General features: G+C 45.1%; 22 protein-coding genes. 9 read left to right on the top strand and 13 right to left on the bottom strand.

Features of this window, described 5'->3' with window-relative positions:
* Positions 1–33 precede the first annotated feature (33 nt).
* Positions 34–294 (top strand): hypothetical protein, encoded by a 261-nt coding sequence (locus G7Y45_RS06785; RefSeq protein WP_165017432.1) that lies wholly within the window; start codon positions 34–36, stop codon positions 292–294.
* Between the two features lie 54 nt (positions 295–348).
* On the opposite strand, the gene G7Y45_RS06780 is transcribed toward G7Y45_RS06785, so the two are convergent.
* The 4 genes from G7Y45_RS06780 to G7Y45_RS06765 all read right to left on the bottom strand — a co-directional run bounded on the left by G7Y45_RS06780 (position 349) and on the right by G7Y45_RS06765 (position 7,661).
* The gene (locus G7Y45_RS06780; protein ID WP_032539595.1) at positions 349–3,015 is read right to left on the bottom strand and encodes a kelch repeat-containing protein; all 2,667 of its coding nucleotides are present in this window, start codon (positions 3,013–3,015) and stop codon (positions 349–351) included.
* 40 nt (positions 3,016–3,055) lie between these two features.
* A complete protein-coding gene (locus tag G7Y45_RS06775) occupies positions 3,056–5,341 on the bottom strand; it encodes a GH92 family glycosyl hydrolase (RefSeq protein WP_165017429.1) in 2,286 nt (761 codons plus the stop codon).
* Between the two features lie 138 nt (positions 5,342–5,479).
* The gene (locus G7Y45_RS06770) at positions 5,480–6,652 is read right to left on the bottom strand and encodes a hypothetical protein (RefSeq protein WP_032536928.1); all 1,173 of its coding nucleotides are present in this window, start codon (positions 6,650–6,652) and stop codon (positions 5,480–5,482) included.
* Between the two features lie 7 nt (positions 6,653–6,659).
* On the bottom strand, positions 6,660–7,661 hold the full coding sequence (locus tag G7Y45_RS06765) for a M28 family metallopeptidase (RefSeq protein WP_005775424.1): 1,002 nt from the start codon (positions 7,659–7,661) through the stop codon (positions 6,660–6,662).
* Between the two features lie 102 nt (positions 7,662–7,763).
* On the opposite strand from G7Y45_RS06765, the gene G7Y45_RS06760 reads away from it, so the two are divergent.
* The 4 genes from G7Y45_RS06760 to G7Y45_RS06745 are packed head-to-tail and all read left to right on the top strand — an operon-like array spanning position 7,764 to position 9,705.
* On the top strand, positions 7,764–8,186 hold the full coding sequence (locus G7Y45_RS06760; protein ID WP_005775423.1) for a hypothetical protein: 423 nt from the start codon (positions 7,764–7,766) through the stop codon (positions 8,184–8,186).
* A gap of 38 nt (positions 8,187–8,224) precedes the next feature.
* Entirely contained in the window at positions 8,225–9,034 is an 810-nt protein-coding gene (locus G7Y45_RS06755; protein WP_005810522.1) for a metal ABC transporter permease, read from the top strand.
* A 15-nt stretch (positions 9,035–9,049) separates the two neighbouring features.
* The gene (tsaE, locus tag G7Y45_RS06750; protein WP_005775421.1) at positions 9,050–9,469 is read left to right on the top strand and encodes a tRNA (adenosine(37)-N6)-threonylcarbamoyltransferase complex ATPase subunit type 1 TsaE; all 420 of its coding nucleotides are present in this window, start codon (positions 9,050–9,052) and stop codon (positions 9,467–9,469) included.
* An 11-nt stretch (positions 9,470–9,480) separates the two neighbouring features.
* Positions 9,481–9,705: an immunity 17 family protein gene (locus G7Y45_RS06745; RefSeq protein WP_005775420.1), complete on the top strand. Its 225-nt coding sequence runs from the start codon at positions 9,481–9,483 to the stop codon at positions 9,703–9,705.
* Here the strand turns inward: G7Y45_RS06745 and G7Y45_RS06740 are convergent.
* The 6 genes from G7Y45_RS06740 to G7Y45_RS06715 form a co-directional block, all read right to left on the bottom strand.
* A complete protein-coding gene (locus tag G7Y45_RS06740) occupies positions 9,697–11,007 on the bottom strand; it encodes a DUF58 domain-containing protein (protein ID WP_005810526.1) in 1,311 nt (436 codons plus the stop codon). The two genes, G7Y45_RS06745 and G7Y45_RS06740, sit on opposite strands and share 9 nt — an antisense overlap.
* A gap of 2 nt (positions 11,008–11,009) precedes the next feature.
* The gene (locus tag G7Y45_RS06735) at positions 11,010–12,005 is read right to left on the bottom strand and encodes a MoxR family ATPase (RefSeq protein ID WP_032529920.1); all 996 of its coding nucleotides are present in this window, start codon (positions 12,003–12,005) and stop codon (positions 11,010–11,012) included.
* A gap of 63 nt (positions 12,006–12,068) precedes the next feature.
* On the bottom strand, positions 12,069–13,316 hold the full coding sequence (locus G7Y45_RS06730; RefSeq protein ID WP_122330626.1) for a DUF4350 domain-containing protein: 1,248 nt from the start codon (positions 13,314–13,316) through the stop codon (positions 12,069–12,071).
* A complete protein-coding gene (locus G7Y45_RS06725) occupies positions 13,313–13,936 on the bottom strand; it encodes a DUF4129 domain-containing protein (protein ID WP_032529900.1) in 624 nt (207 codons plus the stop codon). The genes G7Y45_RS06730 and G7Y45_RS06725 overlap by 4 nt, the downstream gene beginning before the upstream one ends.
* A 13-nt stretch (positions 13,937–13,949) precedes the next feature.
* A complete protein-coding gene (locus G7Y45_RS06720) occupies positions 13,950–14,882 on the bottom strand; it encodes a hypothetical protein (protein ID WP_005775414.1) in 933 nt (310 codons plus the stop codon).
* Entirely contained in the window at positions 14,863–15,825 is a 963-nt protein-coding gene (locus G7Y45_RS06715) for a stage II sporulation protein M (RefSeq protein ID WP_032529899.1), read from the bottom strand. The genes G7Y45_RS06720 and G7Y45_RS06715 overlap by 20 nt, the downstream gene beginning before the upstream one ends.
* Positions 15,826–15,926: 101 nt before the next feature.
* On the opposite strand from G7Y45_RS06715, the gene G7Y45_RS06710 reads away from it, so the two are divergent.
* On the top strand, positions 15,927–16,658 hold the full coding sequence (locus G7Y45_RS06710; protein WP_005775397.1) for an RDD family protein: 732 nt from the start codon (positions 15,927–15,929) through the stop codon (positions 16,656–16,658).
* 230 nt (positions 16,659–16,888) lie between these two features.
* Here G7Y45_RS06710 and G7Y45_RS06705 read toward each other — a convergent pair whose 3' ends face one another.
* Genes G7Y45_RS06705 through dnaE form a run of 3 tightly spaced genes read right to left on the bottom strand, consistent with a single transcriptional unit; the run spans position 16,889 to position 21,419 of the window.
* The gene (locus G7Y45_RS06705; RefSeq protein ID WP_005810535.1) at positions 16,889–17,224 is read right to left on the bottom strand and encodes a hypothetical protein; all 336 of its coding nucleotides are present in this window, start codon (positions 17,222–17,224) and stop codon (positions 16,889–16,891) included.
* Positions 17,225–17,250: 26 nt separating this feature from the next.
* Positions 17,251–17,565: a thioredoxin gene (gene trxA, locus G7Y45_RS06700; RefSeq protein WP_005775395.1), complete on the bottom strand. Its 315-nt coding sequence runs from the start codon at positions 17,563–17,565 to the stop codon at positions 17,251–17,253.
* A gap of 59 nt (positions 17,566–17,624) precedes the next feature.
* On the bottom strand, positions 17,625–21,419 hold the full coding sequence (gene dnaE / locus G7Y45_RS06695; protein WP_032530229.1) for a DNA polymerase III subunit alpha: 3,795 nt from the start codon (positions 21,417–21,419) through the stop codon (positions 17,625–17,627).
* Positions 21,420–21,582: 163 nt separating this feature from the next.
* Between dnaE and G7Y45_RS06690 the strand changes: the two genes are divergently transcribed.
* The 3 genes from G7Y45_RS06690 to G7Y45_RS06680 all read left to right on the top strand — a co-directional run bounded on the left by G7Y45_RS06690 (position 21,583) and on the right by G7Y45_RS06680 (position 23,343).
* Positions 21,583–22,269 carry a phosphatidylserine decarboxylase family protein gene (locus tag G7Y45_RS06690; RefSeq protein ID WP_005823436.1) on the top strand — a complete coding sequence of 229 codons (687 nt, stop codon included), beginning with the start codon at positions 21,583–21,585 and terminating at the stop codon, positions 22,267–22,269.
* Positions 22,270–22,279: 10 nt separating this feature from the next.
* Positions 22,280–22,990, top strand: a complete 711-nt coding sequence (gene pssA, locus G7Y45_RS06685) for a CDP-diacylglycerol--serine O-phosphatidyltransferase (protein WP_005823437.1) — start codon at positions 22,280–22,282, stop codon at positions 22,988–22,990.
* Between the two features lie 62 nt (positions 22,991–23,052).
* Positions 23,053–23,343, top strand: coding sequence for a DUF4834 family protein (locus G7Y45_RS06680; RefSeq protein WP_005823438.1), 291 nt, complete (start codon positions 23,053–23,055; stop codon positions 23,341–23,343).
* The last annotated feature ends 4 nt before the right edge of the window (positions 23,344–23,347 follow it).

Below are 23,347 nucleotides of genomic sequence, written 5' to 3'. Positions count from 1 at the left end.
GAAAATGCTTACTTCTTTTTCAAATATCTCTATATGTTTTGTTCGATAACATATATTGTTACGGAGACAGAGGGTCTACGGGAACTATTTTACTTCTGGTTGGATGACCGGGAGAAGGCTTCACGAAGTATCGAAAGGACAGGTATTCCACCATTAAGCGGACAGGCGGTACGGGATGGCATCGCTTACGTTTCTCCACTGATTGAAAACAGGCAGAATTACTGCCGGAAAGATAAACAGATAAACGAAATGGCGGCGTTTTTTCGCCCCCGCCTTGTCCAATGGCCGAAATAACGAAAACCGGGAGGCTTTCGTTAGCATTTTGACAAATTGGCAACGGGACAATACTTAAACTTTGATGTCGGCGAAAGCAATGCTGTATTCCTCGTTCATCATCCGCTTATAATCCTTTGTAAACGCGGCATAACGCCTGATGGCCTCTTCCGGATTATTCTGTTTCCGAAGGGCGCAAACCGTGTAGGCAAGTGCCATATCCGACAAAGGATCGGCTATGAAAAGGATGTTACAAAGACGGATGACGATACTGAACCGGGCATCTTTGTAAGCAAGTTCCAGCTGTTCGGGCAGCAGAGAATGAATCAGAGATTCCACCTTCTGTTTATAATAATCGAAGAGATCGGATTCGACAGTAGATATGAACTTGCCCCGCAGAAGTATTTCCAACCATTCGGCACGGATGGCACCGGGACTCTCCTTCTTTTTCTTTTCGGGAGAAGTAAGAGCAATCAGACGGATATAATCGCAATAGAACTCTTCGCCAAACACCAGGCAGAAGTATCCGTTGCGGAATACAAGCTCGATACCGTCTACATCCTGCAATATCTTTCTCAGATGATTCATGGCTACTCCCTTCAGGTTCTTCACGTTACTATCGGGTTTGTCCGGCCAGAATATCTTATTCATATCCGATGAAAGCACCCCTCTCTTCCCCACACTGTTCAACAGAATATATAAAAAGAGAACACGCAGCTTAGGACTGAGCATATAAGTTATATCACGCCCGGCATTGTCGAGTATGGTAAACATACCAAAAAGAAAAATCGCATTCTTATCGGGCGGCAATACAGCCGGCAACTCATCCCACTCAGAAGGTTCTTTTCCAAGTTCGGATTCCTCGATCTCAGGCAGCTCCATAACCGAAAGTTTCGGGGCACTCTGCCCTCTTTCGGGAAGAACCCCGGCAGATGTTTCCTCCGGGGATGCCGCATTCCGTTTCCGCCTGTAACGTACGATTCCCCATACACAGGCCATCAAGAGCAATACCCCGCCAACGATTCCCCCGGTCAGCCTGTTGTTCAGAGTGGTCCGCATCCGGCTGTAATATTCCACATCGGCCAGAGTCACCGGCGGAGCAGCCAGAGAATAGAGGCGGGTAGTCACCTGACCGTGCTTCTCGAACTCCTGAACAGAGCAGTAGAACTCGCCGAGTTCTTCATTGAAATAAAGATTGGCATTGGTGGCAATCTCTTCCGAAACAATGGGAATGCTGTCTCCCACCACTTCACACTCTCCGTCACGGACGGACAAACGGTATAGTTGCAAAGTGGAATTGGGCAGATATTCCGGATACCCCAACAGGAACAGGTATTTTTCATCGGCAGAGAGTATCATATTGCGGGGGACCACCCGGTTGACCGCCGGTGCTTTCACTTCCCAGAGTTTCCGTACCGAACGGGTGTCCATATCCACCCGGTACAGATCGTACAGATAGTTGCGTCCCACATTCTGATCACCGGCTTCATTGCCCATGCCTCCATAAAGGTAAACCCGTTTGTAATCGCGGCTGACGGCCATACCGGAAAAATAGCGGGGAGTTACCCGGTCGCCCGAGAAAGTCAGTGTATCCCAGCGGCAAGTTTTCAGGTCGTATGCAAGAAACGTATTGCTATACCTGCGGCTTCCGTAACCGCCAAACAGAAAGAATTTCTTTTCGGCCGGATGAAAGAATCCGCTATGATGATGGAGTTGCTGACAAAGATAATCGGTACTGGCTGAACGCCACTCGTTGGTGGAAAGATCGAGTGCCGCCACCATGGCATCACCGTGCGAGTCGGCTACTTCGTAGGTATACAGTTCGCGGGAAGCCTCATCCAGGAAGTTCATACCCAGACGAAGCTGAACCGGCAAAGGATTCTTATAAGGCACCTGCAACAATTCGTGGGTATAGAGGTTGAACGTAGACAGAGAGTCCTGATTAAAGAAAAGAATCTCCTGATGTGTTTTGTCAAAGTTCAGACCGGAGGGTGTGGAAGAGTAATCCGTAAAAAGCTCTTTCCAATAGTAGGACTGATTGATAAGCCACATGGGGTTGGTAACCCGTCCCACAACATGTCCCCGGCTGTCGTGTACATCTTCTCCGCTACTCTCGTTCAAAGGGAATATCATGATCTCTTCTCCGTCGGTAAGCGACAGGTTACGGATGGCATACGAAGCCACGTCCAGAATGTATTCACATTTACCGAAATAAATATGCGGAGAGAAGCCGCCTTTCTCCAATCCCAGATTAGAGATCTCTTTGCTTTGGCTGCCAACGGTTATCCGGGCCTGGTCTTTGTGTATGTCCAGCGCAATGGAGACGGGCAACCAACGATGGTCATAATCTTCTTTATTCAGTTCAAAAGTACAAAAGATACGTTTGCCGTCTTCGTTAAAAGAAAAAGAACAGCGGTCACCGGGTTTATGAAGATAGGTGAAGCTATAGGTCTTTCCGGCATCCCGGTCTTCCAGATAAAGGATATAACCGGGACTCTCCACATTCCGTACCAGATAGTCAAAAGAGATGCAGAAGGTGTTGGTAAAGGTACGCTGATGTTCCTCGCGCAGGACAGAATAAGTGGCACGCTCACTGATCCGCTTCTCATTTCCATAGAAAAGAAGTCCCTGCGGGAAACAATCGGCTATACAAAGCCATATCATTCCGATAGCAAACAAACATCTCAACCTTCTCATATACTGTTCTTCGATAAATGCGTCATCCGTTCCATAGTGCAACAAAAATACGAAAAATAATAGAAATGGCAAACGTATACCGGGATTAGTGCCCCCGGGAGTAAGAGTAAGGCAGATCCGTCTTCAGGGTGCCACGGCGGAGATCGGGCACACTATCCATGGATAATACCAGTTCTCCTCCGGAAATAAGTTCACGGTGAGTCAGGAAATTACGGGTAAACTCGCTGCCATTGAGCAAGGCTTTTCCGATATAGCAGTTTGCGGGACTGTTTCCCTCTGCCTTCACAATGAAATTTTTTCCATGGGGCAAGTGTAGCGTCAGTTTAGGGAAAAGCGGACTCCCCATCGCATATTCCGGCACACCGGGACAAACAGGATAGAATCCCATGGCCGAGAAGACATACCAGGCAGAAGTCTGTCCGTTATCCTCATCACCACAGTAGCCTTTGCTGCCGGAGTTATAGAGTTTCCCCATCACTTCTCGAACATGTTGCTGGGTCTTCCAGGGCCTGCCGATATAATCGTATAAATAGATGGCATGTTGCACCGGCTGGTTGCCATGTGCATATTGTCCCATATCGAGGGCTACCATCTCGGCTATCTCGTGGATAACAAAACCATAGGTACCGTAATTGTAGGTGTTGGGAGCTGTAAACATGGAATCGAGACGGGCTGCCATCGATGCGTACCCTCCCATCAGTTGCGACAGCCCTTCGGGATCGTGAAGAACGCTCCAGGTCCAGTGCCAGGAACTTCCTTCTGTGAAGGGACCTCCCCATTCTGTTGCATCAAAGCGGTCCCTCCACCGCCCTTGGGCATCTTTCGCCCACATAAAGCCATGTTCGGGATAATAAAGATTCCGGTAATTCAAGGACTTGCGATAATAACTGTCGGCAATCTCCTTCTTCCCGATGGAAGCGGCAAAGCGCGCCACACACCAGTCGGCATACGCATATTCAAGGGTTTTAGCGGTAGCCTCATGCACTTCGGGATAAGGAACATAGCCTAAACGATCATAATATTCAAATCCGTCACGGCCCACCGAACTGATCTCCGGATGCACGGCCCCAGTCTGATGGATCATCGCTTCAAGAGCTTTCTCCGGATTAATGGTACGAATCCCTTTTGCCCAAGCGTCTGTCAACAAAGAGATGGAGTTATTGCCAATCATACATCCACGGTGGCCGGGACTTGCCCACTCGGGCATAAAACCACTTTCATCGTAAGCATTGAGAATGGACTGGGTAACCCTTTCGGAAACCTCCGGATATAATAAGGTGAACAAGGGATGGACTGCACGGAACGTATCCCAAAAGCCATTGTCGGTATACATGTAGCCATCGTGTATTTTTCCGTTATAAGGACTGTAATAAACCGGTTTCCCCTGAGCATCGAACTCATAGAACTCACGGGGGAAGAGCAATGTCCGGTAAAGACAGGAATAGAAGGTGCGTAGCTGCTCTTCACTGCCGCCTTCCGCTTCAATTCGTCCCAGATAGCTGTTCCACTGTTTTCGTGCTTCTTCCTTCACCTGGGCAAGGCTCTTTCCTCCCACTTCCCGGCTGAAGTTGATAAGTGCCTGTGAGGGACTTATAAAAGAAGATGCCGTACGGACGGTCAGCCTTTCCCCCACCGGAACGTTAAACTTGAGGTAAGCACAGGTATAATCACCCTCTACCGTCTGTTGGTGATGCATCAGCGTATCCCCGTCGTATACTCCTTCTTCTGTAATGGGATGGCTGAACTCTATCCGGAAATAGTTGGCAAAATTATCGGGTACTCCGCCATTATGATTACGTGCCACACCGGTTACACACCGATTCTCCTTGTCAATCGCCAGAGCACTTCCACCATCATAAGCATCTACCACAATATATTGGTCGGACTTCTCCGGGAAAGAAACTTCAAATACCGCTCCGCGCGAAGTCGCGGAAAGTTCCGTCCGGGTACCATCCGCAAACGTGACACCATAACTATAAGGAGTCGCTTTCTCCTGAGTGTGTGAGAAAGGCACGGCCCGTTCTTTATGATTCAGCTTCAGTTCGCCGGACAACGGCATGATAGAGAAAGTTCCGTAATCGTTTATCCACGGACTGGGTTGGTGGGTCTGGCGGAATCCCCGTATCAGGCTGTCGGTGTACATATACATCCAGCCACTTCGATTCTCCCCGGTTTGCGGACTCCAGAAATTCATTCCCCAGGGAACTGCTACGGCAGGATAGGTGTTCCCATGCGAAAAGGCATAAGTAGACTCTGTCCCCATCAGGGGATTTACATAATCGACAGGGCTGAAAGGTACTTTTTGTTGTGTACACGAAGCCAGCAAAAGGGCTGCACTAACGATAAGGGTAATCGAAATATTCTTCCTCATAGCTCAGAAATTGAATTTTAAACAGGGTAAAGGCTTATTTACCCTTTGCATTTAATTTATGCTGCGAAGCTAATGAGGAAGGGTTAGAAGGAGGGTTAATTCCCGGTTAACCCTCCGGAGAAAAGTCATTAACCGGGATTATTTTCTTCTTACAACCTGCAAATTGGATTGCCGTGCATAACCGATCCGGAAATTCAGGGGCTTGGGATCGCCCAACTGATAGGCATCTCGCAACTCCGGCTGAGAATATTGCGAGAAAGCTGAGATAGGTTTATAAAAGGTACCGTACAAAGTAACCGTCCACATCTCCGGGTCGAAACAGGACAACGGGATGGAAGAGTCGTCTTGTATTACGGCAGATGATTTCCTGAGAATCGTTTCACGTATACGGGAAAAAGAAGGCTCATGCATCAGGTACGAAGCCGACTTGACGAATGTTGCGGTAGCCTCCGTATCAAAACGGTCCATAAATGCCTGTAAAGGCTTATTGGCTTGCAACCCCTCGTTACTGATATCGGTACAGAAATAATAAAGAGTCTGTAACCGGGAAGTGCCCGGACGGAAAAAACAAACTTCCATTCCCGTACAATCTCCATTCCGGATGGTATCTCCTTTCCCGACTTCAATAAGATCTCCGGCTTCTGATAACCGGACCTCCTTAATACTGACTATCTTCCTGTTTCCCCTGGCCATCAACAACGAATAGATGGGAACTACCCCGTCAATGGTATCATTGGCCAGCTCTTTGTCCATATCATTAAAAAAACTCAGGTTGAGTACATCCGACACAGCGTTTTGATACAAACGGTAGGTTTCGGCAGAAGGGTGTTTCACCTTCGGCGCACTACCGGCGGGTTCCAATCCGATCAGCACATAAGTATCCATTTCTGGAAAGAATGCATTGGCAAACAGAAAGTCAGGCCCCCCAAACGGATAGAACAGTGTATGGCAACGGGCGTTGATATCTTCCAGTTCCGTCTGTGAGAAAGCTACCACGCGGGGAGCCGTCTGCTGAAAAACGTTCCATATCTGATCCATGTAACGGGCATGGTTCTTCCATTCTTTCGTCTGGGTCAGGGCATAAAGCTTCCCGCTTTCTTTATCAACCGGCAAGCCGGCAAGCACACAAGACGCGTCATTCAAGACTTTATCGGGAATCAACTTCACTGAGTCATTGGACGCAATAGCCGTTCTGGAAGTTTTTTTACCTGTATTGCCGGAAGGAGCCGTTCCTTGGCAACAAGTAAGCAAACACCCCAACATAAAAGAGAGCAATCCGATTCTTACACAATTAGTTAGTTTAGTTTTCATTTCATTCTTAATAATCCTTTTCGTTTGCCAGATTCCAGACATTAAGGAAAGAGGCTTTAGATATTTCAACCACTTTATCCCAATTCAGGCGGTCGGCATGATCGGAAGGTTGATGGTAATCGGGATGTCCATCCGTATGATACCAGATGATGGGAATACCGACTTTGGCAAACGATCCGTTGTCACTTCCTCCCACCGGTTTGTCCCAAGGACGATAATTGGGTTCCAATTGTAAACCGTACTTTTTAATGTCTTCCTTCAACCAGCGGCCGAAAGAAGGATTGGCCTCGGTATAGAAATAAACCACATGCTTAGGCTGTTGGGGATTATTGTTACGACCAATCATATCAAAATTCAGATATCCTTTTATCTGCTTGATGAACGGACACTCCTGCACAAAGTATTTCGATCCGAGGAGTCCCTTCTCCTCTCCGTCCCAAAAGGCAAAGATCACATTCCGTTCCGGCTGCTGACCACTTGCCACAAAAGCCTTGGCTATTTGCAGTACGGCCGATACTCCGGAAGCGTTATCATCGGCACCATTGTAAATCTGGTCGCCGTCCAGTGCAGGATCAATACCCAAATGGTCAAAATGCGCACCGACAATCACATACTCATCCGTCTTCTTTCCGGGAATCATACCCAATACATTATTCATTGACAGTTTCTGATGTACCACTTGTTTCAGTTTGGCTATCGAGTCCGGATGCACTTCCAGACGTCCCTTCTGCTGGCGTTCCTTGCGATAAGCATCGAACGGCTGATAGTAGCTTTCACCCAACGGGCGGACTCCCATCTCTTTCAGTAGGGAAACGATGTACCGGGCAGCCACACGCGAACCGTGGAATCCGGCTTCACGTCCCTGTAATTCATCATCGGCCAAAAAGCCGATATAAGCCTCGGCAGCCTGACGGTTAATACTTTTAAGCCCCTTTTCGACCGGGGTCTGGGCACACAAAGTAGTGGCGACACACCACATAAAGACAGTAATCAGGTGTTTTCTTTTCATGATCGGGATGTTTCTGTTTTAGTTCATTTAGCACATTGCAAGGACAAATATACGGAATAATACAAATTAATAAGTACCTTTGCGAAAATTTGATTCGTAATTATGTGGATACTTATAGTTGGTCTGGTGTTGCTCGCCATCGTGGCAATGATTGCTGGGTATATCCGCAACAAAAGGCTGCAAAAGAAAATAGATAACGGGGAACTGGACAGCTTCCCGGAAGTAAAGGAAGTCGACGTAGAGTGTTGCGGACAGCATGAAGTTTGTGAACGGGACAGTTTGCTGGCTGCCGTCAGTAAGCAAATAGAGTATTACGACGACGAAGAACTGGATACATTTATCGGCAGGGCCCCCGAAGAATATACACCGGAAGAAGCTGATAAATTCCGTGATGTCTTTTATACCATGCAAGACACCGATGTAGCCGGATGGGTACGCAGCCTGCAACTGAGAGGAATCAGCCTTCCCGATGAAATAAAAGATGAAGTCTTTCTGGTAGTAGGCGAACGGAGGATACATCCTTAACCCGCCCGTCTGCCTCACGTTCCTAACAGCTGAACCGTATGGATTTACTACAATATACCTTTTTTCAACACGCTCTCCTGGGAAGTCTTCTGGCAAGCATTGCCTGTGGCATTATCGGTACGTATATCGTAACTCGCCGCCTGGTATTTATCAGCGGAGGTATCACCCATGCCTCATTCGGCGGCATTGGACTGGGACTGTATACCGGCCTCTCTCCCATTCTTTCGGCAGCCGTCTTTTCCGTCTTATCGGCTTTCGGAGTAGAGTGGCTCAGCAAACGAAAAGACATGCGTGAAGATTCGGCCATTGCCATGTTCTGGACACTGGGTATGGCATTGGGAATCATGTTTAGTTTTCTGTCCCCGGGTTTCGCTCCCGATCTTTCGGCCTACCTGTTTGGCAATATCCTCACCATTACACAGACCGACTTGCTGATGCTGGGTATTCTTGCCATCCTGCTAATCCTGTTCTTCACCTTGTTCATCCACCCGATTATATACATCGCTTTCGACCGTGAGTTTGCCCGTTCACAAGGAATCCCGGTAGTAGTATTGGAATATATCCTGATGATGTTCATCGCCCTTACCATCGTTTCCTGTCTGCGCATGGTGGGGATTGTACTGGCTATTTCGTTGCTGACCATCCCACAGATGACGGCCAATCTGTTTACCAACAAGTTTAAACGCATCATCTGGCTGTCGATTGCCATCGGTTACCTGAGTTGCCTGGGAGGTCTGCTGATCTCTTACCGCCTGAATGTGCCTTCGGGAGCATCCATCATTTTCTTCTCTATTCTTATATACATTGCATGTAAAATAGGAAAGAGCCTTTTCAGAAAGAAACAATAAAAACAACATATAAGTATGGAAATCAAGATTCAATCACTGGAACAGATTCACGAAGCTGCCCGCGAGTTCATCTCTGCCATGGGCGATAACACAGTCTTTGCACTCTATGGAAAGATGGGGGCAGGTAAAACGACTTTCGTCAAGGCACTTTGCGAAGAGCTTGGAGTGTCGGATGTTATCACTTCCCCAACTTTTGCCATTGTTAACGAATACCGTTCGGACGAAGGCGGAGAACTGATTTATCACTTCGACTTCTATCGGATCAAAAAGTTGAGCGAAGTATATGACATGGGGTATGAAGATTACTTCTACAGTGGTGCACTTTGTTTCATCGAATGGCCGGAACTGGTAGAAGAACTGTTGCCGGGAGACGCCGTAAAGGTTACCATCGAGGAACTTGAGGATGGAACAAGAAAAATAGTGATTAACGACTAATCATCCGAGCAATGGCCCCTCAATATTTTGTTCAGGGAATATTTGCCATCGCAGGGCTTACCGCCCTGCTGGCATCTATACTCAACTGGAACTGGTTTTTCACTGCCCAAAATGCACAACTGATTGTACGGAATGTAGGCAGAAAACGCGCCCGGCTGTTTTACGGACTGCTGGGAATCATCATGATAGGTATGGCTGTCTTCTTCTTCCTCAATACGCAACCTGTATCAGAGTAACTGACGGGATTTCATTTCCAGATATTTGTTGATCACATCAATTGACAGTTTATCAGGAGTTGTAAGCAGCGAATAAATGCCATGCTGCTTCAAAGTAGACACAATCAGTCGCTTCTCAAACGCAAACTTCTCTGCGATAACATGTTGGTAATATCCTTCGGTTGTCTCCGGTTTCCCGGCAATATATTCTTTCAGGTCGGCATCCTCAAAGAATACAACCAACACTCTGTGTTGTCTGGCCAGTTGTTGCAGGTAAACCAGTTGCCGGTTCAGGCTGGTCATGTTACTGAAATTGGTATAGAGCATCAGAAAGCTGCGTTTATTCACATGCTTCCCTAAATGCACACAAAGGGCGGAAAAGTCCGTTTCACCAAACGTTGTTTCCTGTTTATAGAGATTCTCAAGAAGAGTCTGCATTTGTCCGACTTGCTTGGAAGCAGGGACGAACGTATCAAAATGCTCGTTGAACGTCACCAACCCGGCTTTATCGTCTTTTCGCATGGCTACATACGAAAGCACCAAAGAGGCGTTGATGGCATAGTCCAGCAACGTCATACCACGAAAAGCCTGCTGCATCACACGCCCTTTATCAATCACGCTGTATATCTGCTGACTGCGCTCGTCCTGATAAACATTGACCATCAACTGATGGCGGCGTGCACTGGCCTTCCAGTTTATAGTACGGTAATCATCTCCTTTTACGTATTCTTTGATCTGTTCGAATTCCGTCTGATGTCCTGCCCGACGAATACGCTTGATGCCTAATTCGGTCAGATTATCACTTATCGCCAGCAATTCATATTGATGAAGCATCAGGTAAGAGGGGTATACTTTGACGGTTTCGGACTTACCACACGTAAACCTTCGGGATATTAATCCGATCCGGGTGGTTGAGAAGACACGAATAGATCCGAAACCGTATTCTCCCCTATGGGTCGGACGTAGTTGATATGTCACTGTCTTCCCTTCGTTAGGCTGAAGAGACAGTTCAAAATGAACGTCTCTCTGTTGAAATATGACGGGCACTTCATCGATCACTACCAGATTCACGGGATAGGGATAACGGCTTTCGATACGTAAACTGACATCATTATCATCTCCGTTAGAGAAACGCCCGGCGCATTGACGGAAGGCCCGGATACCGTTGGTACGATACAACAGATACCCGTCGAAGGCCAGGGCGAGCAATAGCGCAACCAACCCTAACTGCCCGATGATGAACATAGAGCCGAACAGATATCCGCCACCTGACAACAGGATGACGACAAGGACGAATATGTAAAAACGTTTGGTCAGGAACATAATTATTTAGGTACTTCCACTTTATCAATCAAGCGCTGGGTTACCTTGACTGGCGAATATCCTTCCATTTCGGCTTCTGCCGTCAGAATCAAGCGATGCTGCAAAACGTAGGGAGCCACAAACTTAATGTCTTCCGGAGTCACAAAATCACGCCCCTGCAAAAGTGCATAAGCTTTGGCAGACTGCAACATAGCTACTGAAGCACGGGGAGAGGCTCCCAAATAAACAGCTTTACTGGTACGGGTCTGTTGGGCAATCAAAGCAATGTACTGAAGCAGAGTCTGATCCACGAATACCTTTCCCATCAGCCGGCGAAGAGAAAGCAGCTCCTCACTGGTAATCACCGGCTTTATCTCCTCTAATTTCACCAATGCAGCATTGGTATGGTGGCGTTCCAGAATGCTGACTTCTTCTTCAAGCGACGGATAATCCATGGTAATCTTCATCAGGAAACGGTCCAGCTGGGCCTCGGGTAACTTATAGGTTCCTTCCTGCTCCACAGGATTCTGTGTAGCCAGAATGGTATAAAGTTCTCCCATCCGGTAAGTCGTTCCGTCAATGCTGGCTTGACGTTCTTCCATTACTTCAAAAAGGGCAGACTGGGTTTTGGCAGGAGCACGATTGATTTCATCCACTAATATAACATTAGCAAAGACAGGTCCCCGATGAAAATCAAATTCATTGGTTTTCATATTGAAGACGGTCGTACCCAGAACATCACTCGGCATCAGGTCGGGAGTAAACTGTACACGGCTGAAATCAGCATCTATCAGGCGCGCAGTAAGACGGGCAAGTAAGGTCTTGGCTACTCCCGGCACTCCTTCTATCAAAACGTGACCGTTAGCAAGAATAGCCGTCAACACCAGGTCGACAGTACGTTCCTGCCCCACAATAACGGAAGCAATCTGACTTTTCAGTTCCTGTATCTTCTCTGAAAAAAGAGTCAAATCGGTACGCGGAGCTTCTTCTCCATGCATATCATTCATATTTTCTTCCATATTCTTTTTATTTATCAAATTCATATTTCTTTTCTTTCCAGCTATTTTTCCTCCGCCAAAGGATCAAGATCGAGGCTTTTCTATCTCATTCATTCCATCAATCAGGTCTTTCATCAATGTCTCTCCGGCCTCCTGTTCCCCACGTACCACAGGACGAAGTTTACGGAAAAGATTTCGGACTTTCACCTCTTCATTTCCCGTCTTCCGCGCAATCCGGCTGCACAAGACATCATCATTACCGTCATCTTCTACATCCACCTGTATGTTCCGCCGCAAGCTCTCGGCAAAATAAGTGAACTTTTTACGTACAAGATCTGCATGATTCTTTTTTTGATAATAAAGTATGCCAATCAACTCCGTAAACTCAAGGTTACGGTTGGCCGGCTCACGAATCACCGGAATGGCCCTTTGCCTCCTACGGGCAGTAAACACCATGAACAGCACCAATACCGACATTGTCAGATAGAGTGCCCACTTCAGAGGACGTTGGGAAAGAAAGTAGCGGAAAGGAGATTCTTCAATCTGCGCACCGGCACCATAAGCCTCGGTACGAATTACGGGCAACCCTTTCAGATGTGAAAGCAAACGGAAAAGATAGGCTGCATTATCGCCATCGAGCATCCCATAGTTAGTGAACAGCAAAGGCGTAGTGACCAAGACAATCTCTCCCCTCCCGAACGGACGGCTGATAGCCACAGGTGGAAAGCAATCCGGTAAACTGTCATTGAACATCTGCATGGAATCGATCTGGCTCGTAGCCAACGGCAGAGACAACGAATCATACTTCGTGAAATAAATACCGCATAAATGTGGATAAAAACGGAAAGTACGCTTATCATATACCGCCGAATCACCAATCCAGAACACACTGTCACGTTCCAACAGATCGGCTGCATATTCTTTTAACCGCCTCGGATTGAAATAAGCATACGAATTATTGAATCCCAATGTATCAGCCAGTAACGGACTAAAAGAGGAACTGGCTATCAATATCTTGTTCCCCCTACGGGCCAGATCGAGTAAAGCACTGACATCCGCCTTCACCAAATCCAGATGCTGGGTAACGACAAGAATACTTTTCCGGGGGCTGCTGTCAGCAGCAAACTGATAGAATGTCTTGCGCGAAAGTGAATATCCATCCGGAAGCGAAGACTTTAAAACATCATCAAATACAGCCCCTCCCAATGGCTGGTGATCATGTTGCCCGAAAGTCGGGTTCCAGACAAATTTCTTCGGCAGGTGATACTCAACCACAAACATGATCAGCAAAAAGAGAACTATCCCAATGATAAACCAGCGGCTACCTCTCATTCGATACCTCCTTTCCGTATCTCGGTTTGCAAGGACAACAATTCCTCAAACAATGGCTCGGATGCAGCAAAATTGCCATAACGCACCCTCAGGAAACCATTTGTCAAACGCCTGAAAGAGCTGCGAAGTGCTTCCTGTTTTACCTCATAAATATATTCTGTAGGAGTTTTATAGGGCTGCCAGTCTATCCGCCCCTCATCACTCAATAGTTTCAAGGTTTGCAAATAAAGCAAACGAATGGATTCCCGGTAATCTTTACGTTCCATGGCACGCTTTATCTTAGAGTCAAAATCAACCCCGTAAATAGTATCTTCATGGACACTGTAGTTCACAGGCCCCCTGCGTGAACGCATAAAAAGCTCGGGACGTTTTTTATAAACAAACCAAAGGATCAACAACAAGATCAGAATGGCAATGACAACCAGAATAATACCGGAATATTCCTCCGCAAAACGACTTCCGAAAATGGCGCGCAGTAACTTAGAAAGCTGCATACTGAGCCAGCCGAAGACATCGATCTCAGGTGTTATCAGTTCCCGGTTGTAGTCATAAGCCGGATTGGACTGCCAAAAGGCAACTCTTACGGTATCACAGACCAGAGTATCAGCTTGCAAAGTCATCCAAAGAGTTTAATCAAAGTTGCTCAAATTTATCTATCTCGCTTTCTACCGAAATACTGTCTACCACTTCACTGGCATGCCCATATTGATATACTATACCAATTAAAGAAAATATCATAGAAAGATAGGCTCCAAAAGTTTGGATAATGGCCAGCAGATAGACCATAAAACTATATCCGGCGGAAATAGTTAACTCATTCTGTGTATCGCTCAACATAAAGAAGTATTTCACAATAGTAGCAATGTACCACGGAGTCGTAGTAACGCCCTGCAATACACTGGAGATCAATCCCATGACTAAGGAAACGCCAAAAACACCTCCCCATGTGGCAAACCCCAGACGGAAAGTTTTCTGGAAAGCAGCAAAGATGCCGATCTCCTCAAATAAGTAAATTGGAGTAAACAAGGCCAAAGGCACTGCACAGGCAATCAGCAGCGGAATAGTAAGCAAAAGTGTAAATGGAGAAGCTGCAACCAGAATCCCTATAACAATACTCACTGCTATAATCAGAACTATATAAAACAGTACCATAACCAGCAGACGTTTTATATTCTTGAACAGAAAAGGCTTCAGATCGGCAAAAGTGACACCTGCCAAACGTTCTTCACGCTGATTATAAATCTGCATCAATCCGTAAACAATGGAAGTCAGTAAAATAGATCCTACCAAATAACAAAGAAACATCAATCCGTAATTGACCCAAAATTGTGCACCTATCGCTTCCAGAGGATTGGCTCCGGTCTCTTTGGCAGCTGCAAAGCCCATTGTTCCCCCCATGATTCCATTCATGCTGATAGCCTGAATCAGACATAATGGCAGAATCAAATAGGTACTGAACTTCAACATCGGCTTCCAGTTCTCTTTTATAAAGTCCATGGTGGCATTGAGTTTGTCACCAAAAGGACGCTTCACATATAAAGCAATTTTAGGTTTTTGTGATTCCATGATTTTTTCTATTTGGTAAATAAATATAGTAATAGATAATAAATGCCAGTGATAAAAGAATAATGCTCAACCGCAGAAAGTCAGGCAATTCAGTATGGCGTGTGATAAACCCCTCAATGAATCCGGCCATAACAAAGACAGGAACCGTACCCACTATAATCTTTAGTCCTTTCTTGGCTCCGCGCATAAAAGACTCTTTGCGGGAGTAAGTCCCGGGAAACAGCCATCCGTTTCCCAATGCCAATCCCGCGGCACCGGCTACGATAATAGCCCAGATTTCCAAAGTTCCATGCAGCCAGACAGCAAGCATCGATTCTCCCAACAGGCCATGCTTAAAAAAGAAGGTCTGAAAGGCCCCGAGCATTACTCCGTTATTAAAAAGTAACCATCCTGTCCCAAAGCTGGTGAGCAACCCCATTGCAAAGACATTGAAAGAAACCATGATATTATTCAAAGTAATGCCCAAAAACATAGGAACTTCATCCGAACCGTTGTATACAGCCATCGGTTCACCACGCGCTATGTTATCGAGCGTCATATCCACATAACCATTCCCCAGAATCAGACGGACGAAGTTATCATCATTCGCTGCTGAAACAATACCCACCAATACACTGGCCAAAAAGATCAGAGCCGAAATCAACAGCTCTTTACGAGCATGGTACATCGTTTGTGGAACCTCTTGTGTCCAGAAAGTAAAAATACGGGTCCATTTCTCCTTCTTATTGCGATAAAGCACATTATGGAGGGCCGAAGCCAGGTTATTCAGATAAATAGTAATGCGGGAAGACGGATAATGAGTTTGCGCAAATGCCAGATCGGCAGTAAGTTCCGTATAAGCATCGGCAAGACGGTCGGGAGTCAGTTTATCTGCCTGCTCCACCACCTTCTCTGTCTCTTTCCATTTTTCAATGTTCCGACGTATAAACGTTACCTCTTTCATTTAACTCGTTGAATTCCGGATAAGTTTTGTCCGAAACCGGAAGCAAAAGTAAGAGAATTATGATATATTTGCAACCGAAACCAAAAAATGTTTAACCAGAAATGGCAGAATCGACTATCATCACAGGACAATTCGTACGCATCAGTCAGGTACCCGCCAGCCTTGGCGAACGGATATTGGCTCGTATCATCGATTATTTTCTGCTGTTTATCTACATTCTTGCCACTTCTTATGTATTGGGGAAACTCAATATACACGCTTTTTCCGGAAGTACTTTTTTCTTGTTGTTCCTGTTTATCTATCTGCCCGTACTATGTTACTCGTTACTTTGCGAAGTTTTTAACCAAGGACAAAGTATCGGAAAAAAGGTCATGAATATCCGTGTGGTAAAAGCAGACGGTACGACACCCAGCCTGAGTGCATATCTGCTAAGGTGGTTGCTCTATGGGATAGACGTAACTATTACCGGAGGATTGGGGGTACTGGTCATACTATTAACCAAAAACAGCCAACGTTTGGGCGATCTTGCGGCAGGAACAATGGTAATTAAAGAGAAAAATTACCGCAAAATACAAGTAAGCCTTGATGAGTTCGATTATCTGACCAAAGGATATCACCCCAGTTTTCCATTAGCCGCCGATCTATCCCTGGAACAAATAAATGTGATCAGTAAGGCGTTAGAACTGCATCATAAGGACCGGGCAAGGCATATCTCACAACTGGCACCCAAAGTTCGTGCACTGCTTTCTGTAGACCAAACAGACGTAAATGATGAAAAGTTTCTTCAAACCGTTGTAAGAGACTACCAATACTATGCGTTAGAAGAAATTTAGTAGATCTTATTTCGTAAAAACAGAGTAAGCCGGACTTTTATTCATCCTATTTTCAGGCAGATATCCGGACTCCTATACACATCCGATACTTCCGAGGGCCGAAAAACAAAATGTATTTTTAGCAGGAGGAGAGGAATCAAGACAAAGTAAACTATCATACATATATGCAACAAAAGAGCGTGCAGAAGTGTTTCTGCACGCTCTTTATCTTTTGGTTTACGAAGACTGGCTTATTCCACCTGTCCCAGAGAATTTCCGTATTCCATTTCTCCCTGCACCACAAACAAGATTTCTTCCGGGTCGTATTCACCCACTTCATCTTTCTTGGCTTCTTGCACGATATATTCCACTACCTGCTCCAGATCGATGTCTACATAACCGTCAGCATCGGGCTGAGCATCAAGGATTCCGCTTTCAGAGTAATACTCATCGATCAGATCGAGGAAATAATATAACTCGTCTTCTGAGAATTTATCCTTCAACTCCTGAGGCAAATAGTTCCGGATGAACTCGATGGTCTTTTCATCATCGGCATCACTTAACAAAAAATCGTCTTCCAGTCCCATAAACAAATATTTTTAATGAAAGTATATTATAATAATTTCTCAACTTTCTCTACGAATGCAGGTTTAGCTACGGCACCGACTTGTTTATCCACTAATGCTCCGTCTTTGAAGAAAAGAACCGTAGGAATGTTACGAATACCGAATTCTGCGGGAAGATCAGAGTTTTCATCTACATCACACTTACCCATAATCACTCTTCCTTCATATTCTTTAGCTAACTCGTCGATGATAGGACCTACCATCTTACAAGGCCCGCACCAGGGAGCCCAAAAGTCAATAACAACCGGTGTTCCTTTTGCAAGGATTTCCTTAAAGTTGTTGTCAGTAATCTCTAAAGCCATTTCTTTAATTATTAATTGTTAGTTATTAAGTATCCATCACTGTTATGGGGCAAAGATAATCAATTTATATGAAACGCAAGTTCGGGACGTTCCTTTAAATAGGAAATTAATTCTCTACCTACCGAAAGTTTAACGGGACGAGAAATCAAGTCTACATACATCTTTCCATCCGTATCTGTTACCTTAAAATAAAGTTCTGTATTTCCCGGAGACTCTTTCGTCAAAGTGGCAAGTTCCGTAACCAAGTTCGAATTAAGTTCGGCAAGCGGAATCAGAATTGTGATCTTCTCTACCAGTTGTTCCTTGACGTCGGGCAGCAATTCCATCGAAGTAATCTTAATATCAAGTTCATCGGGACGCCATTGTTTAGGCTGGCAACGAGCTTTGATAAACAGAAAAGTCCCTTCACCTAAATAGCCTTGAAAAGTAACCCAATCGTTTCCGAAGAAAGGTATCTCGGCAGAACCGGAGTAATCTTCTATTTTGGCTATGCCATAAGGATTACCATTCTTACTTATACCTCGACGCACGCTGGTAACAATACCTCCCATCGTTATTTCTCTTCCTGCCAAAGCAGCTTTATCATCAAGTTCGATCATACGGGTATTGCATACATGTTCCAACACAATGGCATATTCATCAAGCGGATGAGCCGACAAGTAGATACCGACCAATTCTCTTTCTTTATTTAACCTCTCCAAATCATTCCAACGTTCTGCCGGAAGAATTTCGGGAGTCGCTATGTCAATCACATTGTCTCCTCCGAATAATGAATTAACGGCAGCAGCTTTATCCGCCTGATAACGGTTACCATAACGCATCAATGTTTCAAGAAAAGTTTCGCCTTTGGCATTCACCGCAAAATACTGTTCACGTTTCAGCTCAGGAAAACTATCGAATCCGCCCGCAAGAGCCAGACACTCCATGTTCTTCTTATTACAAGCATTCAAATTGACACGCTGAACGAAGTCGAAAATACCTTTAAAAGGACCATTTTCCCTTCGTTCCTCCATGATGCTTTGCACAGCAGCTTCACCTACTCCCTTTACAGCCCCCAGCCCGAAGCGGATATTTCCATTCCGGTTTGCCGTAAACTTCAGGTTACTTTCGTTCACATCCGGACCAAGCGTCTGCACTCCCATTGCTTTGCACTCGTCCATCAGTTTGGTGATATCAGTAATATTCGACAAACTTCGGCTCATGACAGCTGCCATATATTCAGCCGGATAGTTAGCCTTCAGGTATGCTGTCTGGTATGCAACCCAGGAATAACAGGTAGCATGTGATTTATTGAACGCATACGAAGCAAACTTCTCCCAGTCCGCCCAGATTTTCTCAAGTACCTTCGGATCATGGCCGTTTTTCCTTCCACCTTCAACAAACTTAGGTTTCATGTGATCCAGCTTATCACGCAGTTTCTTACCCATCGCTTTACGGAGGGCATCCGACTCCCCACGGGTAAAATCGGCTAAAAGGCGTGACAGAAGCATGACCTGTTCCTGATAAACCGTAATTCCATACGTATCCTTCAAATATTTTTCCATGACAGGAATATCATATTCAATAGGCTTACGTCCATGTTTACGGTCGATAAAGTCAGGAATATAGTCCATTGGACCCGGACGATAAAGGGCATTCATAGCGATCAGATCCTCAAAAGTAGACGGCTGCAACTCACGTAAGTATTTCTGCATACCGGCAGATTCAAACTGGAATGTACCGATAGTCCGTCCATCACTATAAAGTTTATAAGTTGCAGGATCCTCAATTGAAATAGAATCAATATCCAGCTCCATGCCTTTACTCAGACGGATGTTTTCGACGGCTTCTTTGATAATAGACAAAGTCTTCAGCCCCAGAAAGTCCATCTTAATCAGTCCGGTATCTTCAATCACCGAACCTTCATATTGGGTAACCAGCATCTTTTCGCCGGTCTCCTTATCATCAGCCGTACTGACCGGCACCCAGTCCGTAATATCATCACGGCAAATAATGGTACCACAGGCATGTACACCGGTTCCCCGCACGTTTCCCTCAAGCATTTTGGCATATTTCATCGTATCCCTTACCAATGGATCAGGTGACGCTTCGGCAGCCTGCAATTCGGGCACATATTCTATGGCATTCTTTAAGTTCAGTTTTTTATCAGGAATTTTATCAGGAACCAGTTTGGCCAAACGATCCGATTCGGCAAGCGGAAGCTTTTGTACACGTGCAACATCTTTGATAGCCAGCTTTGTTGCCATAGTACCATATGTAATGATATGTGCTACCTTCTCCTGCCCATACTTCTCCGTCACCCAACGAAGCACTTCGCCACGACCATCGTCATCGAAGTCAATATCAATATCCGGCAATGAAATACGGTCGGGATTCAGAAAACGCTCAAACAGCAAATCGTATTTAATAGGGTCTATTTTGGTGATCTGCAAACAATAGGCCACGGCTGACCCAGCAGCCGAACCACGTCCCGGTCCAATGGATACCCCCATATTACGTCCGGCAGCAATGAAGTCCTGCACAATGAGGAAGTAGCCCGGAAAACCCATCGTCTTCATAATATGTAACTCAAAGACCAAGCGTTCCTTTACTTCTGGTGACAACGGATCGCCATAAAACTTCTTGGCTCCGTCGAAAGTCAACTTCTTCAGGTAATCGGCCTCCAGCTTGATACGATACAGTTTATCATATCCTCCCAAACGTTTTATTTTATCTTTAGCTGCTTCTTCACTCAACACCACATTGCCATTTTCGTCTTGGGTGAATTCATCAAAAAGATCCTTTTCCGTATATTTTTGCCGATACCCTTCTTCTGTTCCGAAATCCTCCGGAATAGCGAAAGTAGGCATAATCGGTGCATGATCGATCGAATAATATTCTACCTTATCCAGAATTTCTAAAGTATTACTTAATGCTTCAGGCACGTCGGCAAAGAGCTCGTTCATCTCTGCTTTCGTTTTCATCCATTCCTGCTTAGTGTAATACATCCGGTTGGGATCATCAAGGTCTTTTCCCGTACTCAGACAGATTAGCCGGTCATGGGCTTCAGCATGCTCTTCGTTGACAAAATGAACGTCATTTGTACAAATCAACTTGACATTATACTTTTTGGCGTATTCTATCAAATGCTTATTCACATTCACCTGCAATGGATATGCTTCATGATTAGCTTTCGGCACCGTTGCTTTATGACGCTGCATTTCCAGATAATAATCGTCCCCAAACAGATTCTTATACCATTGAATAGCTTCCTCTGCTTCCGCCAACAATCCCTGAGTTATCTTTTTGGGAACTTCACCACCCAAACATGCCGAACAGATAATCAAGCCCTCATGATATTTCTCCAATTCATTCCTGTCTGTACGGGGGCGCATATAATAGCCTTTGGTCCATGCACGTGAAACCAATTTGATCAGGTTATGATACCCCTTCTCGTTTTTGGCGAGCACAATCAGGTGGTACCCGCTTTGATCGGGTTTTCCTTCCTTTTTATCCATAGTCCGGCGGGCCACGTACATTTCGCAACCGATAATGGGCTTGAACAACCGCCCCTCCGCCTCCACTATTTTAGCTTTACAATCAGCAATCTCAGCCTCTTTATCCGCACAGTCCACTTCACCGGCCTCAATGGCTGCAATCCGTTTCTTCAGGTCCTTGATTTCTCCTTTCGGACCCCCGTTTTTCTTATTCACATAGTTCGTAAACTCTTTGATGGCGAACATGTTTCCATGGTCCGTAACAGCAATACCTTTCATTCCATCCTTTATGGCCTTATCGACAAGCGCACTGACACTGGCTTGGCCATCCAGAAGAGAATATTGCGTATGGACGTGTAAATGAACGAAATCCTGCATAGTTATAGGTTGATAATTTGAAGCCATAAAATTACAATGTCTGTAGCTACTAACAAAGATAAACTCCAAAAAGTTATCAACATAAGTCATTTCTATCTGCAAATGCTTGCTGGATTTTTAAAATAAGTATACTTTTGCGGATAATTATCATTAAATAGCGCAAATGGGTCGACTTAAAAAATTAAAAAAGATAAGAATTCACCGTGAAGGAACACATATTTTATGGGGTAGCTTTTTTCTGCTACTAATTATAAATGCAGCCCTTTACTGGGGAATTGATTGTAAAATACCATTCTACCTGATGGCTCTGGTCAGTGTTATAGTCTATCTGTTGATGGTTAACTTTTTCCGTTGCCCGATCCGCCTGTTCGGACAAGATACTGAAAGGATCGTAGTTGCACCGGCCGATGGGAAAATCGTAGTTATTGAAGAGGTAGACGAACATGAATACTTTCATGACCGCCGGATCATGGTATCCATTTTCATGAGCATTCTAAACGTACATGCCAATTGGTACCCGGTGGATGGAGTCGTCAAAAAAGTCTCTCACGAAAACGGTAAGTTCATGAAAGCATGGCTTCCGAAAGCCAGCACAGAGAACGAGCGTTCAATGGTTGTTATTGAAACTCCCGAGGGTGTAGAGGTCATGGCACGGCAAATAGCCGGTGCAATGGCACGCCGCATCGTAACATATGCCGAACCGGGTGAGGAATGTTATATTGACGAACATCTGGGCTTTATTAAATTTGGTTCCCGTGTAGATGTATATCTGCCATTGGGCACTGAGATTTGTGTTAGTATGGGACAATTGACAACCGGTAACCAAACCGTTATCGCCAAATTAAAATAAAAAACGAACAATGGCAAATGCTATTATCCGCCATATACCCAACACAGTGACCTGCCTGAATCTCTTTTCAGGATGCATTGCTTGTGTTATGGCCTTTGAAGCCAAATACGAATTGGCTGTCACTTTTATCATCTTGAGTGCTGTCTTCGATTTTTTCGATGGTATGTTGGCACGTTTGCTTCATGCCTACTCTCCTATTGGTAAAGAATTGGACTCTTTGGCCGATGATGTCAGCTTCGGCGTAGCTCCGGCTATACTTGTTTTTTCATTCATGAAAGAACCCGGACTTATGTATCCCGACTTTCTGGCAGGCGTAAAAGAGTATATTCCTTATCTGGCTTTTCTTATTTCGATATTCTCAGCTCTCCGTTTGGCCAACTTTAATGTAGACGAACGCCAAACGAGTTCCTTTATCGGTCTTCCTGTACCTGCCAACGCTTTATATTGGGGTGCACTTATTGTAGGAGGCAAAGAATTCTTACTTGCTCACTGCAATGTTATATACCTTATTATAATGGTAATGCTTTTTTCATGGTTGCTGGTAGCTGAGATCCCCATGTTCTCCCTGAAATTTAAAAATCTTTCTTGGAAAGACAATAAGATTAGTTTCATATTCCTGATAGTCTGCATTCCACTGTTGCTGTTCTTGGGTATCAGCGGATTCTCAGCGGTTATTGTATGGTATATCATTCTTTCACTTTTAACAAGAAAAAATAAATAAACAATCCTTCTGGCACGTTTGTTGTACTACAAATTTTAAACAATGCATAAAACAAATAGCCTATGTTTCACATTTTAGGATTTTTATTCATTATCGTTATCGCCGTTATCATTATCGGACTGGCCCTTGTAGGAAGTGTGTTAAGAGCCATCTTCGGACTGGGGAAACGCTCATCTGCCTCCGGTTCCGGAAGCCAGAATTCGACACACAGTAATTCGGGGCAAAGATACTATCGTCCGACACAAGCTAACGATAAAGAGGAAATCATTACTGAAACCGGAGCTAACAAGCACAAAAAACTTTTTGATGACAATGAAGGAGAATATGTGGATTATGAAGAGATAAAAGATTGATAAT

The organism is Bacteroides sp. ZJ-18 (genome assembly GCF_011038705.2).
Lineage (GTDB): Bacteria > Bacteroidota > Bacteroidia > Bacteroidales > Bacteroidaceae > Bacteroides > Bacteroides hominis.
This window is presented reverse-complemented; position numbering and strand designations above follow the sequence as displayed.

Coding starts and splice junctions, on each gene's coding strand:
- G7Y45_RS06785 (WP_165017432.1), top strand. CDS start 34: ATGTTTTGTTCGATAACATATATTGTTACGGAGACAGAGGGTCTACGG.
- G7Y45_RS06775 (WP_165017429.1), bottom strand. CDS start 5,341: ATGAGGAAGAATATTTCGATTACCCTTATCGTTAGTGCAGCCCTTTTG.
- G7Y45_RS06770 (WP_032536928.1), bottom strand. CDS start 6,652: ATGAAAACTAAACTAACTAATTGTGTAAGAATCGGATTGCTCTCTTTT.
- G7Y45_RS06765 (WP_005775424.1), bottom strand. CDS start 7,661: ATGAAAAGAAAACACCTGATTACTGTCTTTATGTGGTGTGTCGCCACT.
- G7Y45_RS06760 (WP_005775423.1), top strand. CDS start 7,764: ATGTGGATACTTATAGTTGGTCTGGTGTTGCTCGCCATCGTGGCAATG.
- G7Y45_RS06755 (WP_005810522.1), top strand. CDS start 8,225: ATGGATTTACTACAATATACCTTTTTTCAACACGCTCTCCTGGGAAGT.
- tsaE (WP_005775421.1), top strand. CDS start 9,050: ATGGAAATCAAGATTCAATCACTGGAACAGATTCACGAAGCTGCCCGC.
- G7Y45_RS06745 (WP_005775420.1), top strand. CDS start 9,481: ATGGCCCCTCAATATTTTGTTCAGGGAATATTTGCCATCGCAGGGCTT.
- G7Y45_RS06740 (WP_005810526.1), bottom strand. CDS start 11,007: ATGTTCCTGACCAAACGTTTTTACATATTCGTCCTTGTCGTCATCCTG.
- G7Y45_RS06735 (WP_032529920.1), bottom strand. CDS start 12,005: ATGGAAGAAAATATGAATGATATGCATGGAGAAGAAGCTCCGCGTACC.
- G7Y45_RS06730 (WP_122330626.1), bottom strand. CDS start 13,316: ATGAGAGGTAGCCGCTGGTTTATCATTGGGATAGTTCTCTTTTTGCTG.
- G7Y45_RS06725 (WP_032529900.1), bottom strand. CDS start 13,936: ATGACTTTGCAAGCTGATACTCTGGTCTGTGATACCGTAAGAGTTGCC.
- G7Y45_RS06720 (WP_005775414.1), bottom strand. CDS start 14,882: ATGGAATCACAAAAACCTAAAATTGCTTTATATGTGAAGCGTCCTTTT.
- G7Y45_RS06715 (WP_032529899.1), bottom strand. CDS start 15,825: ATGAAAGAGGTAACGTTTATACGTCGGAACATTGAAAAATGGAAAGAG.
- G7Y45_RS06710 (WP_005775397.1), top strand. CDS start 15,927: ATGGCAGAATCGACTATCATCACAGGACAATTCGTACGCATCAGTCAG.
- G7Y45_RS06705 (WP_005810535.1), bottom strand. CDS start 17,224: ATGGGACTGGAAGACGATTTTTTGTTAAGTGATGCCGATGATGAAAAG.
- trxA (WP_005775395.1), bottom strand. CDS start 17,565: ATGGCTTTAGAGATTACTGACAACAACTTTAAGGAAATCCTTGCAAAA.
- dnaE (WP_032530229.1), bottom strand. CDS start 21,419: ATGCAGGATTTCGTTCATTTACACGTCCATACGCAATATTCTCTTCTG.
- G7Y45_RS06690 (WP_005823436.1), top strand. CDS start 21,583: ATGGGTCGACTTAAAAAATTAAAAAAGATAAGAATTCACCGTGAAGGA.
- pssA (WP_005823437.1), top strand. CDS start 22,280: ATGGCAAATGCTATTATCCGCCATATACCCAACACAGTGACCTGCCTG.
- G7Y45_RS06680 (WP_005823438.1), top strand. CDS start 23,053: ATGTTTCACATTTTAGGATTTTTATTCATTATCGTTATCGCCGTTATC.